Source organism: Algoriphagus sp. (assembly GCF_030694375.1).
Classification (GTDB): domain Bacteria; phylum Bacteroidota; class Bacteroidia; order Cytophagales; family Cyclobacteriaceae; genus Algoriphagus.
On sequence record NZ_JAUXYL010000049.1, the window covers coordinates 76,397 to 92,388 of the forward strand.

At 41.3% G+C, this 15,992-nt stretch carries 12 protein-coding genes; 11 read left to right on the top strand and 1 reads right to left on the bottom strand.

Annotated features, from left to right (window positions below; genetic code table 11):
* Window positions 1-35 precede the first annotated feature (35 nt).
* Entirely contained in the window at window positions 36-1,442 is a 1,407-nt protein-coding gene (locus Q8M62_RS20505; protein ID WP_304901839.1) for an NAD-dependent epimerase/dehydratase family protein, read from the top strand.
* Between the two features lie 61 nt (window positions 1,443-1,503).
* A complete protein-coding gene (locus Q8M62_RS20510) occupies window positions 1,504-2,454 on the top strand; it encodes an aldo/keto reductase (RefSeq protein WP_304901840.1) in 951 nt (316 codons plus the stop codon).
* Window positions 2,455-2,491: 37 nt separating this feature from the next.
* Here the strand turns inward: Q8M62_RS20510 and Q8M62_RS20515 are convergent, their stop codons facing one another.
* On the bottom strand, window positions 2,492-3,112 hold the full coding sequence (locus Q8M62_RS20515) for a phosphoribosylanthranilate isomerase (RefSeq protein ID WP_304901841.1): 621 nt from the start codon (window positions 3,110-3,112) through the stop codon (window positions 2,492-2,494).
* A gap of 349 nt (window positions 3,113-3,461) precedes the next feature.
* On the opposite strand from Q8M62_RS20515, the gene Q8M62_RS20520 reads away from it, so the two are divergent.
* From Q8M62_RS20520 to Q8M62_RS20560, 9 genes are all read left to right on the top strand, one after another.
* On the top strand, window positions 3,462-4,151 hold the full coding sequence (locus Q8M62_RS20520; protein WP_304901842.1) for a hypothetical protein: 690 nt from the start codon (window positions 3,462-3,464) through the stop codon (window positions 4,149-4,151).
* Entirely contained in the window at window positions 4,138-5,802 is a 1,665-nt protein-coding gene (locus tag Q8M62_RS20525) for a S8 family serine peptidase (protein WP_304901843.1), read from the top strand. The genes Q8M62_RS20520 and Q8M62_RS20525 overlap by 14 nt, the downstream gene beginning before the upstream one ends.
* A 47-nt stretch (window positions 5,803-5,849) precedes the next feature.
* Window positions 5,850-6,500 (top strand): ribulose-phosphate 3-epimerase, encoded by a 651-nt coding sequence (gene rpe / locus Q8M62_RS20530; RefSeq protein ID WP_304901844.1) that lies wholly within the window; start codon window positions 5,850-5,852, stop codon window positions 6,498-6,500.
* A 119-nt stretch (window positions 6,501-6,619) separates the two neighbouring features.
* Window positions 6,620-7,105: a hypothetical protein gene (locus tag Q8M62_RS20535; RefSeq protein ID WP_304901845.1), complete on the top strand. Its 486-nt coding sequence runs from the start codon at window positions 6,620-6,622 to the stop codon at window positions 7,103-7,105.
* Between the two features lie 111 nt (window positions 7,106-7,216).
* The gene (locus Q8M62_RS20540) at window positions 7,217-8,236 is read left to right on the top strand and encodes a hypothetical protein (RefSeq protein ID WP_304901846.1); all 1,020 of its coding nucleotides are present in this window, start codon (window positions 7,217-7,219) and stop codon (window positions 8,234-8,236) included.
* A gap of 96 nt (window positions 8,237-8,332) precedes the next feature.
* Window positions 8,333-10,855, top strand: a complete 2,523-nt coding sequence (gene gyrA / locus Q8M62_RS20545) for a DNA gyrase subunit A (RefSeq protein ID WP_304901847.1) — start codon at window positions 8,333-8,335, stop codon at window positions 10,853-10,855.
* A 25-nt stretch (window positions 10,856-10,880) separates the two neighbouring features.
* Window positions 10,881-12,089: a methyltransferase gene (locus Q8M62_RS20550; RefSeq protein WP_304901848.1), complete on the top strand. Its 1,209-nt coding sequence runs from the start codon at window positions 10,881-10,883 to the stop codon at window positions 12,087-12,089.
* A 136-nt stretch (window positions 12,090-12,225) separates the two neighbouring features.
* The gene (locus Q8M62_RS20555; RefSeq protein ID WP_304901849.1) at window positions 12,226-13,344 is read left to right on the top strand and encodes an acyloxyacyl hydrolase; all 1,119 of its coding nucleotides are present in this window, start codon (window positions 12,226-12,228) and stop codon (window positions 13,342-13,344) included.
* A 90-nt stretch (window positions 13,345-13,434) separates the two neighbouring features.
* Window positions 13,435-15,897, top strand: coding sequence for a PIG-L family deacetylase (locus Q8M62_RS20560; RefSeq protein ID WP_304901850.1), 2,463 nt, complete (start codon window positions 13,435-13,437; stop codon window positions 15,895-15,897).
* The last annotated feature ends 95 nt before the right edge of the window (window positions 15,898-15,992 follow it).

Below are 15,992 nucleotides of genomic sequence, written 5' to 3' on the forward strand. Positions count from 1 at the left end.
GATTGTGTTATATTTCCCAATCAGCCCTATTTTTTATGCCCGCCTCCAATTCCATTTCGAGTGATCCAAAACTTACAGTTGCAATTGCCGGCGCAGGAGGCTATATCGGTCGATGGCTGATCAAAGAATATCGGCATAAATATAATTTTGTCGCTCTGAGCAGACAGAAGTTAGATCAAAACCCCTATCCCGAAGTAGCATGGAGGCAAGTGGAACTTTACTCGATCACTTCCACTATAGAGGCATTGAAAGGAATAGACGTAGCCATCTATTTGGTGCATTCCATGAATGCCTCCACCAGACTCAATCAGGGAAGTTTTGAGGATACGGATTTACTTTTGGCAGATAATTTTAGTCGTGCAGCCGAAAAAAATGAAGTAAAACAAATCATTTATCTGGGAGGCTTATTGCCAGATGAACCGGAAGAAATGCTTTCCAGACATCTCAAAAGCAGATTGGAGGTAGAGCAGACTTTGGGATCACGCAGTTCAAGATTGACAGCTTTGCGTGCTTCGATCATCGTGGGACCGGGAGGATCCAGTTTTGATATGATCAAAAATCTGATCAACAGACTTCCTGTCCTGATGTGTCCGAAGTGGACAGAGTCTTTGACGCAACCTATTTCCTTGAAGGACACACTAACGATCATTGACACTTGCATTGGCAACCCAAATGTCTTTGGTAAAGCCATCGAAATTGGAAGCCCTGAAGTGATGTCCTATCGAAATATGATGGAACGTACGGCAAAAGCAATGGGGAAAAAACGACTTGTTTTCTCCGTCCCTTTTTTTTCGTTGGGTCTCTCCAAACTTTGGGTGGGCGTTTTTGGAGACAGTCCACCACAATTGGTTTCGCCTTTGGTCGAAAGTTTGAGACACACCTTAACTGTGTCTCCGGAATTGGCTTTTAAAGAAAAGGAAATTGATTATCAAACTTTTGACGAAGCCTGTGAAGTAGCACTTACTGCGAAGGATTATCCAAAAATGCCTTCTTTTTTCAAATCTAACAGTGTCAGAAATACTGTGCGGTCTATTCAGCGAATGCCGAATAAAAACAGACATTCGGCGCTTTGGGTAGCAAATCGATATAACCTCTGGCTTCCAACTTTCTTTAGATTTCTGATCAACGGAAAAATCTCAAAAAACGGGGATCTTGCATTTTTTTTGCTGTTAAGCAAAAAGCCGATGCTTAAATTAACTATGATTCCAGACCGTAGTGATCACCAAAGACAGCTGTTTTACATTACAGGAGGATGGCTGGTGAAGCGCTTCGATTATGGTTGGTTGGAGTTCAGAGAAGTTCTCGACAGTAAATACATCATATCTGCCATTCATGAATTCGTCCCAAGATTACCTTGGCTCGTATATGTAAATACTCAAGCGAAGTTGCACCTTTGGGTAATGAATCGTTTCAAAAAATATTTGGAGAAAAAAGCGTATTAACCGAAGGTAGATTCAGGAGTAGGCAAAGACACCCAAAAAAAATATCGAAATTTAGAGAAGCATGAAAAATTTAATTTTTAAGAACGGAGACAAACTACCGATTCTTGGTTTAGGAACCTGGAAAAGTAAGCCTGGCGAGGTACGAAAGGCGGTTTATTGGGCAATTGAAGCGGGTTATAGACATATTGATTGTGCCGCGATCTACCAAAACGAACGGGAAGTAGGTCAGGGAATTGCCGATGCCATGGCAGATGGACTGGTGAAGCGAAAAGACTTGTTTATCACTTCCAAACTATGGAATGACAGTCACCGGCATGAAGATGTAAAACCTGCCTTGGAAAAATCATTAAGTGATTTGAGGCTTGATAGTCTTGATCTATATCTTGTTCATTGGCCAATTGCCTTCAAACCTGGGATAGGCTTTGCTACACATCGCGAAGAATTCTATACCTATCAGGACGTCCCCTTGACCCAAACCTGGGAAGCTATGCAAGAACAAAAGTCTTCTGGATTGACTAAGCACATCGGGGTTTCTAACTTTAATCAAGGTAAACTGAAAGAAATTTTAGGCATGGAAGGTGAAAAACCTGAAATGAATCAGGTGGAGATGCATCCGTTTTTACCGCAGAAAAATTTGGTGAATTTTTGCGCTGAAAACGGGATTCTACTGACAGCCTATTCACCACTTGGTTCACCGGATTCGAGAGCTGACCGGCATAAAAATGACCCAAAACTTCTCGAAAATGCTGTAGTGGCAGAAATAGCCCGAAAGCATAATGCAAGTGTAGGTCAGGTTTTGATTGCCTGGTCTATTTCAAGAGATATCGCTGTAATCCCAAAATCAGTCAACAAAGATCGGATCATTGAAAATCTTAAAGCTGCAGAATTGGACTTGGATCAACAGGATTTGGATCACTTTGCCAATATTGAAGTAAATCATCGTTTTGTCGACGGTAGCTTCTTCACAGGACCTCAAAGTCCCTATAAGCTGACAGATCTCTGGGATAGCTAAAAAAACAAGCCCCGGCCTAAAAGGTCGGGGTTTGTCTTCACTCCTCTATTTCAAGTTGTTCGAGAATCTCTGCGAGCTCGTCCATGTCCTTTAATCCGGGCTTTATTTCATCACTTCCACTGAGTGATATCCCATAAATACCAGTATTATCCAGCAAGGTTCTCACACTTTGAACATTGATGCCGGTTCCCAAAATCACTTTACACTTTTCAGCCAGGTTTTTGAGAACTTCCAAATCATCCTCCGATAGCGTGTCTTGCTTCGAAACCACATGAAATATTATTTCGGACTGATGGAGTTCAATAGCCACATCAGGTTCGATTTTCCGAACTTCTTCCAAGTTCATTTTATAGATAAGCCCATAACCTTTTCCGACCAGAGCTTTCAATTCCTCGATTCGATCATGTTCTATCCAGGTGATAGTTGGGTATTCGTTAAGTATTTCTAATAACCCGTGTATGGATTCATGGGTAAATTCTCCCACAAAGTCTACTCCTGACAACCACCCACTGATTTCTTTAAAAACGGCGGGACTGATATATTTATCCGAATTTGAATCCAAATTGAATCCCAAAAGGTTGACATTCATGCCGGCCCCGTACCTGGCGTCGGTGAGGTTGGTAATGCTGTTTATTTTTACAAAAGTGCTTAGTGCCATAGTTGATTAAATTGACCGCTAAGGTAAGCAGGTCATTTTACACAGAAAAGTAAATGAGCTGACAGTAAAAAAACCTCATGTTTGGTTCATACCCGATAAATGAATGTAATTTTATAGGATGATGTGTTTTATGCCAATTGGTTAATTTACTCCCGAAATCGGGGTGCTGGCCCTTCACTAGACGTGGTAGATAGATGCTAGACCCACATTGAAGGAATCAGTACACGAAGATCCGTACAGCCGAGGGGAGAAATCTGGGATACTGTGTTTTTCGGATTTGTTTGTTAGCCTTTTTGTTCTACTGGTAAAGTAGCGAAAACACACTTGATTTTGAATTTAAAATTTCGGTATGCTGAAACGTTTTACGCTTTATTTATTCGTTTTTTTAGTGTTTGGAGTAGCCTGTGAGGAAAACATAGAAACCCCAAACTTGGACCTGGAGCTGGAATATCAACCGCTTGAGATTGGTAAATTTTGGATTTATGGGGTAGATGAGACCATTTATTTTGGTGAAAATGACTCCGAAACCGAGCAGTATTTTTATCGGGATAGAATAAGATCAAGATATCTGAATGAACAGAATGAATTCAACTATATCGTAGAGCGGTCCAAATCACAAAATCGGTCCAATTGGGTTTTTGAGTTGGAGTATATCATGATTCACAGAGACAAAGTCCTCCTTCGAACTATCAATAATCAACCCCTTGTTGCACTGGTTTTTCCACCGATTTTAGGGAAAATTTGGAATGGCAAAATTTATCAGGCCGAAGGAAAGGATGATTTTGAAATAGTGGAGCTTGGGGCTGGAAACCTACCGGGTTTTGAGGGTGTTCCCTTGGTGAGGGTCGACCAAGAAAATCTGGATGATAAAATTACAATTCGAGATTTACGCTATGAGATTTTTGGTAAGGAAATAGGTCTATTGGAAAAATATGATGAAGTGTTAACTTATTGCTCAAGAAATGATTGTTTAGGCAAGCAAGTAATTGATAGTGGAAACAAAACTCATTTGAAATTATTGGAGTATGGGAAGAATTAAATTCTGTGTTGGTTTTTTGAGTTTTATGATTTTTGCTTTCGCTGCTGAGGCTCAGGATCGATACGCCGTTTACTTTAAACATAAACCTCAGACAAGTCTTTCACTGGCAAATCCCCAAGCATTTTTAACTCAAAAAGCAATTCAACGAAGGACAAGGGAAGGCATTCAAGCGGATAGCTTAGACCTACCTGTCGCCTCAAAATATCTGGATGAAGTCGCCAAAACCGCTAATTATATACTCTATACCAGTAAGTGGATGAACGCAGCAGTGTTGGTGACTGATGCCCTAGGTGCAACCACGTTAAAATCATTGCCTTTTGTGGATAAGGTTGAATTGGTAGGCGTGGGGTTTTTACCTAAGCCAAATGCCCGTATTCAAGACAAAGTTTATGCTTCTGTCACTTTGGAAACCAACTATAATGAACCCAAATTGAATACCCGTGAACTGGCGGTAGCAAATAATACTTATGATTTTCAAAATCAGCTGATCGGCATTGATAAAATGCATCAGGAAGGCTACACAGGAAAAGGGGTAACTGTGGCTGTATTTGATGCGGGATTTCCAGGCACTAATACCGGCTCTCCATTTGCCCATTTGTTTACAAAAAATCAGATTGTTGGACAGCGGGATTTTGTTCGACCTTGGAATTCAGGTGTTTTTATTGACAATCAGCATGGCACTAATGTGCTTTCACTTATAGCAGCCAATGAGCCGGGGAAATTAGTTTCCGGAGCATATGATGCAAACTATATATTAGTCATCACTGAGGAGGTAGCGACGGAATACAGAGTTGAGGAGTTCAACTGGGTAAGGGGTGCAGAATATGCTGATAGCCTTGGAGTGGATATTATTAATAGTTCTGTCGGTTATTGGGATTTTGATGATCCAAAAATGGATTATACCATTGCTGATTTGGATGGAAAAACGGCAATTATTACCAAAGGGGCAACAATTGCAGCACAGAAAGGAATCTTGATTGTCAATAGTGTAGGCAACTACGGCTCAAGAGGAGTATCAAGCCTAGTTGCACCGGCTGATGCAAAGGGTATTTTATCCGTCGGCTCGGTAAATACCGACCTTTCCCGATCCGGTTTTAGTTCTCGAGGGCCAACAGGCGACGGCAGATTAAAACCTGAATTGGCAGCTTTTGGAGCTTCTCCGGTATTGATTCGCTCTAATGGGACCGTGGGTGCTTCCGGTGGAACATCCTTTTCGGCTCCGCAAATCACAGCTTTGGCAGCAGGACTATGGCAGGCGAGACCTGAATGGATTAAGGATAAACTAATTGAAAATTTGCTGAGAAGTGCCACTCAATATAAAACCCCCGATAATCTATTGGGCTATGGAATTCCAAAATTCTATGAGGCTTTGTATGGGGAAATTCTTTCGGTAGAAGAAGAAGACATCGAATGGAAGGTTTATCCAAATCCATTGGTCACGGACGAGATCTCCATTTATTTTGGAACAGGACTTAGCAGTAACTTTGAATTGATAGACATGACAGGAAAAATTCTGATCCAAGCACCGTTGACCCGTGCTAATCCTAATTCACCTTACCGGGTGCAGTTAAATGGAGTCAAGCCGGGGATGTACCTGATTCAAATGAGAGATGGCTCTTACATCAAGCAAATCAAGCTGGTAAGACAGTAAGGGATCTCTATCCAATAAAAATCTAACTAGAAAAGTAAAAAGTATTTATGTCCATCTTGATTGCCCCCTCAATTCTCGCTGCCGATTTTGCCAATCTTCAAAAAGAGGTTGAAATGCTGAATAAATCTCAAGCGGATTATATTCATGTGGATATTATGGACGGCGTATTTGTCCCGAATATTTCATTTGGAATTCCCGTTACGGAGGCGATTCACAAGCATGCAAAAAAACCATTGGATGTCCATTTGATGATAGTCAATCCGGATAGTTACTTGGAGGCATTTAGGAATGCCGGAGCAGAAATCATTTCTGTCCACTATGAAGCTTGTTCGCACCTGCATCGATCCATACAAGCGATTCGCAAATTGGGAGCTAAAGCAGGCGTCGCGATCAATCCACATACCGCTATCGAGCTGCTTGGTGAAATCATTGCCGACATTGATTTAGTCTGTGTGATGTCTGTTAACCCTGGCTTTGGGGGACAAAAATTCATTGAAAACACCTATTCAAAGGTTTCCAGACTAAAGGACCTTATTATAAAAAAAGGATCCTCAGCTAAAATCGAGATAGATGGTGGCGTTAATTTGGACAATGCTCCTAAACTAATCCAGGCAGGTGCAGACCTGTTGGTAGCGGGTAGTTTCGTTTTTAATTCGGTTGATCCACAAGCCACAATCGCTAGTCTCAAGCAATTTTAATCTAAAAAATTAGGTGTCCTACCGTTCATCATAAAATATCCTAAAAGACATTTTTTAACTTGCATCCTTGATCTTAGGCCTATTTATTGCAAGTTGTTGAATACACAACCACAATAATTATGAAAAAGAATTGGATGTTTTTGCTCCTTTTTGGAGGATTGAGTTTGTCAGGATTTGCGCAGGAAACTGCACCTAAAGAGGCTGTAACTGATGAAGAATTGAAGAAGTTTGCCACAGTTGAGGTTATGACTTCCGAATATGTTGATACAAAAACCTTGGAGTTGAGAGAGATGATTCTTAATAATGAGGTCATCGAGGGAGGAGCCAGATACAATGAAATCAAGGCAGCTTGGGGCGACGCAGCGAAAGAAGCTGAAATCAAACTTACAGCTGAAGAAAAAATCGCATATCAAGCGATCAAGGATTTTCAAGATTCACTTCAACAGTCTGTCATAGATTTCAAAACAGACCTTATTAAGGATGATGCTGTCCTTGGAGTGTCTACCTATAACAAGGTAAATGGAGCCATTAAAGAGGACCCCGCGCTGAAAGAAAAGTTGGATCAGCTAGTGGCAGAAATGAAAGTTAAAAAAGACGGAGTTTAAAAAGTCATCAATAAAAAAAATTGATTGGCAATAGATTTGAAGAAGTCTCTTTAAATAGAGGCTTCTTTTTTTATTTTCACACCATCCAAAGCAATTTATCGTTATCAAGGCATGACAATCAGAAAATTTTACTTCTTCGCAGTTGTTTTTTTTATTGCTAATTCTGCTGCTTGGGGTCAGGAGGATGATATTTTTGGAATCAGTTCAAAAGCAAAGAATCCTAAAAGTAACTCCGGAGCAGGAAACCTTTTCAGGAATGCTATTGAGATGTTTTCTTTGGAAGTATCCACAGGGGCAGCTTACCATCATATGGGCACAGATTTTTATTCGAAAAGCCCATCCCTTTATCCGATTTCTCAATTCCAAAATTTTGAAGGATCATCCTTTCAGCTTTCAGATACGCTTTCTTTATCAAGTAACGAATGGGCATTCCCGCTAGTCAATGCCGGAGTAAGGATCAACTTGTTTAATTTATTGACTATAGGAGGCGGACTCGGTAGAGAGTGGGGCAATCTTGCTCCGATGAGAGGCAATGACCACGAGTTCCAATTTGAGGGAGCTTCGTATCAATTGAGTAAAACTTATGGTACAGTGGGATTGGTGCTCTATGATGCCAAGCGACGCCAGGGGTTTTTGAAATGGAAATATCGCAGATACAGTAGCAACAACATTTACATGCAGTCAGAGCTAAAACAAAGAGCCAGACAAAATTATCCATGGAGGTTTATTTTGGAGGGGGAATTTGGTAAAATGAAATTGACAAAAGCCTATGATCCTGCCTTGGATGTAGGTTCTATTCCTTACGTCCCACGACTTGCTGTCTCTGCGGATCCTTATTATGGAGTAGCAATGCGTGTGGAATATGATTTTTCAGAATATGCAAAGCTGTTTTTGAAAGGCGGAGCTGAATTCAGAAAATTCACCTACGCAGCTTCAGATTTTTCTGAATTCCAAAACATTAATCAAAATGTCTATGCAGTACAAGCGGGCATGGCAATAAAAATCCCGGGGACTAAAAGATGTAAAATTCAGGGTTGCGGAGTCGTGATGAAGCACCTTCACAATGGGGTAGAATATCGGGGAAGTTCTATTTTAAATATGCAAAACCGAAGAGTCGGACAGTGGTATTAAGGAAAAGATTGCTGAAACAAGGTTTGAAACTGGACTTTCGAAACCTTACAGTTTTTACTATCTTGCAGGCTTAATCGACCCCCGAATTAGCATTATATGGCTCAAGGAGAAAACGAGAACATTATCCCAATTAATATTGAAGAGGAAATGCGTGGTGCCTACATCGATTATTCGATGTCAGTCATTGTTTCAAGAGCACTTCCGGATGTCCGAGACGGACTAAAGCCAGTTCACAGACGTATTCTTTATGGAATGCAGGAACTTGGTGTATTACATAATAAACCTCATAAAAAGTCAGCCAGAATTGTAGGTGAGGTTTTGGGTAAATATCACCCGCATGGTGATTCCGCAGTATACGAGACCATGGTGCGAATGGCCCAAGATTGGTCTTTACGATACACTTTGGTAGATGGTCAGGGTAACTTTGGGTCCATTGACGGGGACAACCCCGCGGCGATGCGATATACTGAGGCTAGACTCAAAAGGATCGCAGAAGAATTGTTGGTCGATATCAACAAGGAAACAGTTGACTTCCAATTCAATTTTGATGATTCCCTCAAAGAGCCAACGGTTCTTCCAGGCAAAATCCCTGCACTGCTTCTCAACGGGGCATCCGGTATAGCAGTAGGTATGGCGACAAATATGGCTCCCCACAATTTGGGCGAAGTCATAGACGGAATCGTTGCCTACATCGAGAACAAAGAGATTACCGTTGCTGAATTGATGAAATACATCATTGCCCCGGATTTTCCAACTGGAGGTATTATCTATGGTTATAATGGTGTCAAAGCAGCCTTCGAGACTGGAAGGGGACGAATCGTAGTTAGAGGAAAAGCCAATGTGGAGATCAAAGATGGTGGCAATCGGGAGATGATTGTCATTACTGAGATACCATACATGGTTAATAAGGCAAACATGGTTGAAAAAACTGCCGCCTTAATAAATGAGAAAAAAATAGAGGGTATTTCTGCCATTCGCGATGAGTCGGATCGATCAGGGATGCGAGTTGTATATGAGCTAAAGCGTGATGCAATATCCAGTGTGGTATTGAATAACCTTTACAAGCATACCGCATTACAGACTTCATTCTCGGTAAACAACGTTGCCTTGGTGAAGGGTCGACCTTATACCCTGAACCTCAAAGATCTGATTGTCCACTATGTGGCCCACAGACATGAGGTGGTGGTTAGAAGAACCGAGTTTGAGCTTAGAGAAGCTGAAAAAAGAGCGCACATCCTCCAAGGCTATCTGATAGCACTTGATCATCTTGACGAGGTCATTTCCTTGATCAGGAATTCTCCGGATCCTGAGACAGCTCGAAATGGCCTGATGGAACGGTTTGAATTGAGCGAAATCCAAGCGCGTGCGATTCTCGATATGAGATTGCAACGTCTTACCGGCATGGAGCGCGATAAGATCATTCAAGAATACAAAGAGATCATGGCCTTGATCGATGAATTGAAAGAAATCCTCGGCAGCGAAGAAAAGCGGATGGAGATCATCAAAACTGAACTTAAGGAAGTGAGAGACAGGTATTCCGATGACCGACGTACCGAAATTGAGCACAATGCGGAAGATTTCAGCTACGAGGACATGATCCCGAATGAAGAGGTGGTGATCACCGTATCGCATCAGGGGTATGTGAAGCGTACTGCTTTAACAGAATACCGAACTCAGGGTAGAGGCGGAGTTGGTTCTAAAGGCGTGAGTACCAAAGAAGATGATTTTACAGAGTATCTTTTTACAGCATCCACGCACAATTACCTTTTGATTTTCACTGATAAAGGGAAATTATTCTGGTTGAAAACTTATGCGATTCCGGAAGGGTCTAAGACTTCCAAAGGCCGTCCAATTCAAAACCTGATCAACATTGAATCTGATGACAAAATCAGATCCATCATACAGGTGGAGAGTTTGGCAGACCAGGATTACCTGAATAATCACTTCTTGGTCATGATTACCAAAAAGGGGATTATCAAGAAAACTACCTTGGAGCAATACAGTCGCCCTCGTATCAATGGTATCATCGCTTTGAATATCAGAGAGGATGATCAGTTGGTAAATGTCAGCATGACCAATGGAAGACAGCACATCGTGATAGCCGCTAAATCCGGCCGTGCAATACACTTTCCTGAGTCGGCAGTTCGTCCGATGGGCAGGACTGCGACAGGCGTGAAAGCGATAACGTTAAATCAAGATAAAGATTATGTCATTGGCATGGTTTGTGCCTCAGAGGAAACTGCAACACTGCTGGTAGTGTCCGAAAAAGGTTACGGAAAACGTTCCGAACTGGAAGAGTACAGAATTACCAACCGTGGTGGAAAAGGAGTAAAAGCAATGAACGTAACTGAGAAAACCGGAGCCTTAGTTGCGATCAAGCAAGTGACTGATTCAGACGATCTTATGATTATCAATAAGTCTGGAATCACCATCAGAATTTCAATGGATCAGTTAAGAGTAATGGGTAGAGCTACCCAAGGTGTGAAACTGATAAGAGTAGGAGAGGGAGACGAAATTTCCTCTGTTGAGAAAATCTCAAGAGAAGAAGAAATTGAAATCATCGATTCTCCTGACTTGGAAAGCGAATCACCCGAAACGCCCGAAGAAACAACTGAATAACCAAACAATTAAGACAAATACGCTAATGAAAAAGCTGATTCTCTCAATGGTCCTGATTGGTGCTACCACCCTAGCCTTTGGACAAAAAAAAGTAATTAAAGAAGCAGAAAAAGGATTCAAATCAGGAAACCTTGAGTCTGCCTTGGCTGCTATAAACGCAGCATCCACAAATCCTGAAACAAGCGGCGACCCCGCTACTTTCTTGTTGAAAGCACAAATCGAGACTAAAATATTTGGTACTGATTCTTCCAATACAGCAGAGACAGTCCAAAAAGGATTCACTGCCTTGGAAACTTTCAAAAAGACGTTTGAAATGGCCGGCGGCAATAAAAATGCTGGTGTTGGGAAATTAGTTTACGAAGATGAACTTGTGGGTGTTCCGATTAATTTACGGCCATTTTCAATTATCACGTTGAAAAATGTGGCCTATGATAAAGCGATCGAGCGTTACACAGATGACGACTTAGAATTAGCCTATGAGTTCTTCAACATGGCTGGCGAAATTGATTATACTGACACTCTAAGCCACTATAATGCCGGATTCCTTGCGAATGAGCTAGGGAAGTTTGAGGATGCAAAAAGACACTTTGGGTATTTATTCGAGGTTCCGGAGTATAATAAGATCAATGCTTATTATACCATGGTTCAGATTCTCAGCACAGAGGAGAAAAATCCAGAAGCTGCCTACGAATTGATAACAAAAGCAAAAAAAGAGTATCCTACGGATAAAATATTGGCTGAGTATGAAATCCAATTGCTTCTTCAGCTTAATAAAATGGACGAAGCAATGTCTCAGATCAATGAAGCATTGGCAAATGACCCTAACAATACCGGGCTTCTTTTGAGATCAGGATATTTGAAGGAGCAAGCAGGTGACTTGGAAGGTGCTTTGGTAGACTATAAAAAGTCTGTTGAAGTAGATCCAAAATTCTTCGAAGGCAACTATTATACAGGTGCTTTGATGCTTGAGTCATCCAGAAAAATTCTTAATGAATTGAATGCACTGTCTGATGAAGAGTGGGAAAAACAGTCTCAGGCTATGGGAAAGAAGGCTGATGAGCTTTACAAGCAATCAGTTCCTTATTTCACAAAAGCAGTTGAAATCAGACCTGATAATACTGATATCATGATCATCTTGTTTCAGGTTCATAGCAGATTGAAAAACACTGCTGAGGCAGATGCTTTGAACAAAAAGATATCTGCAGTACTTGGAGCAAACTGGCAAGACAATTAATTTTCGATATAGGAAAAAAGGTCGGCATTTTGTCGGCCTTTTTTTTTGAGATTTTGAATAAGTTGAAACATCCCTTTGGTGCTCCTTTCCTGTTTTTTGATAGTTTTACCAATTAAGGTCACGAAAAAATAAAGTAATGACTATCCAGCTAAGACTAGTTTTTTTAGTTATAATGACTTTTTGCCTGAGCAATTTGTCTGCACAAGAAGTCAAGTTTCAAAAATCATTAAGCGTTTCTTATGAGACTGGTCCGCTGCTGAGTAACGGCACTGATTGGGGAAACGAAATAAAAGATGCCGTTGACTTCAAAGCAATAGATTTTAAAATCGGCTGGCGAAAAATATCAAATACTACTTTTAATTACATATATAGATATCCAACCTTGGGTATAGGCTTCAATTCGGCGTTAAAAAACTATCCTGAAATCGGAATGCCCCAGTCGATCTATGGTTTTATGGAAATTCCTTTTTCGATCAAGGGATCAGACCGGAAAGTTCACTTTGGATACTTCACCCAACTTGGTGTAGGATTTAATCTCAGGCCCTATGATTCCATCGCAAATCCCGCCAATCGTTACATTGGATCACGAGTAAATGGGTACATTAATTTAGGAGTGTTTTCATCGGTTAGGATTTCAAAACGAACAAACTTTCAGGCTAGCTTTGGACTGAAGCATTTTTCAAATGGTGCCGCCAAAAAACCCAATGCAGGGATCAATCTTTTCCCTCTTAATCTGTCAATGAGAATGAAGCTGGGCGAAATTAATCCCACTCCCTCCCAGGCTCCCATACTTCCTGACAAGCATCTTAAGACTTTCTGGAATTTTGCGGTTTATACCGGGGTGAGAAATTATGAGATCGGTGATCCTGCCTATTTTAGAGGGGGGGTGGGAATCAATTACCTGGTGGAGCCGGCTTATAAATATCGACTCGGCTTAGGTCTTGATTTATTTTGGGCTCAGGGTATGAATTTGAGATTTCCTGAAGGAAACTTCTCATTTAAAGACCGCACTTCACTTGCTGTTGTTGGAGCCTGGGAATGGCAGCTTACGGAGCGCTTGTTTGTACCGATTGGTTTGGGTGCATATTTATATCGAAATACGCTAAATCAGGAGATTACTTGGTTTTATGAGCGTGTAGGGGCCAGGTATCGCTTTTCTGATACGATGTCGGCAGGCATGCAAATTAAGGCACATAAAGCCAAAGCGGATTTTTTTGAATTTACGATCGGTTATACTATTCCGGGAAAAATGTGATTCACAGTCTTGAAAATTTCTCCATTGATCACAAAATATTTTTATTTACCTGCGGATTCCGATAGCTTCCCATGTCAATTAAAACCCATTATGTTTAAACCCAAGGTACTTCTGGTATTTGTATTCTGTCTTCTTGGATTTTTTGGTCAATATTCTCAGGCTCAGTCCATACCATCTTCTCAAATCTATCATCAGCTTCTTCAAATTAAAGAGACTAAACGAGTCCTCTACATAGCGGCCCATCCTGATGATGAGAATACTCGATTGATTGCATATTTGGTAAACGGAGTGCATGCAGAAGTCGCCTACTTGAGTCTAACCCGTGGTGATGGGGGCCAAAATCTCATAGGAAAGGAATTGGGAATCGAACTGGGTCAAATCCGTACTCAAGAGTTGATCAAAGCGCGGGAAACTGATGGAGGAAGGCAATTCTTCACCAGAGCCATGGACTTTGGATATAGTAAAAATCCGACCGAAACGCTTCAAAATTGGGAGAAAGAAAAGGTATTGGCGGACGTGGTTTGGGTCATCCGTAAATTCCAGCCAGACATTATCATTACCCGATTCAATACTATTCCCGGTGTTACCCACGGACATCATACCACTTCTGCGATTTTAGCAGAGGAGGCATTTCAACTTGCCGGAAAACCGGAGGCATTTCCAGATCAACTACAATGGTTGAAGCCTTGGCAGCCCAAGCGGATTTTCTTTAATGCCTATAATTTCCGAGGAGATTTTGAGCCGGAAGACGGTAAAAAATACCACGCTTTTGAAGTTGGAGGATATAATCCATTGCTGGGAAAAACCTATAACCAAATTGCTGCGGACAGCCGGACGATGCATAAATCTCAAGGGTTTGGAGCCACAGCAGGGATTGGCCTATCCAGAGATTTTATTGAGCAGGTCGATGGGGAAGATTATGTCAATGGGCCTTTCGATGGAGTAAATGACCGTTGGGAAAGTATTTCAGGAGGCAAAGAAATTAGAGCCAAATTGGATCGATTGATTTCTGAATTTGACTTTCTCGAGCCTGAAAAAAATATAACGGGACTTTTGGAGTTGAGAGCCGCTTTACTTGGACTTAACAGTCAAGAGATGTGGTTAAAGGAGAAAGTTGAAAAACTCGATCGAGCTATTTTTTATGGATTGGGTTTAGAATTTGAGTTTAATGTCAGAAAAGAAATTGGATTTCCCGGAGAGAAAATCAATGCAGAGTTGGTTATTAATAATCCTTCGGCAGTAGCAATTACTAATATCAACTTTAAGGTAAATAAACTTGATTTTCCAGGAAAGGCTGAGGAACTGAAAGATAATAGAACCCAAATTCTTCCTATTTCATTTACTATCCCGGCTGATGCGTCGTATTCTCAGCCTTATTGGTTGGAAAACTCCATTGAAGGGGCCTTATATGATGTAAAGGATCAACGTAAGATAGGAATGCCTTTCAATGAGACAACGACTTCAGGGAACTTGCACTTTGAGATTGGAACGCAGAAGTTTTTCGCTGTAGTTCCTTTGAAATATAAGTTTAATGATCAGGTAGATGGGGAAGTAAAACAGCCTTTTACAATTGTGCCCGAAGTAGATCTGACAGTTTCAAAAGAAAACGTTTTTCTTGTTTCGGGTGCTGATCCGACTGTGACAGTGACTGTTAGTTTTAGGGATCAATATCTGGAGGGAGAGCTTGATTTTGAAGGCATAGATACCACTCAATTCAGGATTCTGAGTATTGAGGATTTGACCCTTCAAAAACGCCGGGTATATAAAGTTGGATTTTTACCGAATGGTATTGGGAAAAAAACGATAATAGCTCGATTTACTACTCCAAATGGAAAAAGCTTTAACCAGCTTACCAAGTCCATTTCATACAAGCATATTCCCAACTTGACGTATTTTAGTCCAGCATCATTCAATCTGATCCAGGCTGATTGGAAATTGTCAGGTGAAAAAATCGGATACATTCCTGGTGCAGGCGATGATGTCCCCGGAGTTTTGTCAGCCTTGGGTTACAAGGTTACAATGATTGGCCCCGAAGATTATTCAGTGGATTACCTGAGCCAGTTTAAAGCAATCATTGTAGGTATCAGGGCATTTAACACCAATCAAATCTTGGCTGCCAACCAGCAGAATATGATGGGTTATGTCAGATCAGGGGGTAATCTGATCGTTCAATACAATACCAGCTCGCCGCTTTTAACGAGCCAAATTGGACCCTATCCTTTTACTGTAGGAAGAGATCGGGTAGCTGTTCAGAACTCCCCTGTACTTGCAGATTGGAAAAGCCCGGTATTAGCTACACCGAATCAACTTAATGAAGAAGATTTGACCGGCTGGGTGCAGGAGCGTGGTCTTTATTTTGCAACTGCGATCGATCCAGCTTATCAAACACCACTTACCATGCAAGATCCCGATGAGCCTGCCAGTAATGGCGCTTTGATTGTGGCCAACTATGGAAATGGTACATTTGTCTACACTGGAATTTCGTTTTTCAGGCAATTGCCGGCTGGTGTACCTGGAGCTATCAAGTTATTCATCAACCTAATCGAGCAATAAAATGGGGGAAAAGCCGATTCGTTGGAAAACAATTTACCTTGGTCTGATGGTCAGTTTGATAGTGATGATCGCATTGTTTTACTGGTTAACAGTGG

Bases quoted from the DNA above. Each gene is read 5' to 3' on its own strand.
- Q8M62_RS20535 (WP_304901845.1), top strand. From the start codon at position 6,620: ATGAAAAAGAATTGGATGTTTTTGCTCCTTTTTGGAGGATTGAGTTTG.
- Q8M62_RS20510 (WP_304901840.1), top strand. From the start codon at position 1,504: ATGAAAAATTTAATTTTTAAGAACGGAGACAAACTACCGATTCTTGGT.
- Q8M62_RS20550 (WP_304901848.1), top strand. From the start codon at position 10,881: ATGAAAAAGCTGATTCTCTCAATGGTCCTGATTGGTGCTACCACCCTA.
- Q8M62_RS20555 (WP_304901849.1), top strand. From the start codon at position 12,226: ATGACTATCCAGCTAAGACTAGTTTTTTTAGTTATAATGACTTTTTGC.
- Q8M62_RS20515 (WP_304901841.1), bottom strand. From the start codon at position 3,112: ATGGCACTAAGCACTTTTGTAAAAATAAACAGCATTACCAACCTCACC.
- gyrA (WP_304901847.1), top strand. From the start codon at position 8,333: ATGGCTCAAGGAGAAAACGAGAACATTATCCCAATTAATATTGAAGAG.
- Q8M62_RS20505 (WP_304901839.1), top strand. From the start codon at position 36: ATGCCCGCCTCCAATTCCATTTCGAGTGATCCAAAACTTACAGTTGCA.
- Q8M62_RS20525 (WP_304901843.1), top strand. From the start codon at position 4,138: ATGGGAAGAATTAAATTCTGTGTTGGTTTTTTGAGTTTTATGATTTTT.
- Q8M62_RS20540 (WP_304901846.1), top strand. From the start codon at position 7,217: ATGACAATCAGAAAATTTTACTTCTTCGCAGTTGTTTTTTTTATTGCT.
- Q8M62_RS20520 (WP_304901842.1), top strand. From the start codon at position 3,462: ATGCTGAAACGTTTTACGCTTTATTTATTCGTTTTTTTAGTGTTTGGA.
- Q8M62_RS20560 (WP_304901850.1), top strand. From the start codon at position 13,435: ATGTTTAAACCCAAGGTACTTCTGGTATTTGTATTCTGTCTTCTTGGA.
- rpe (WP_304901844.1), top strand. From the start codon at position 5,850: ATGTCCATCTTGATTGCCCCCTCAATTCTCGCTGCCGATTTTGCCAAT.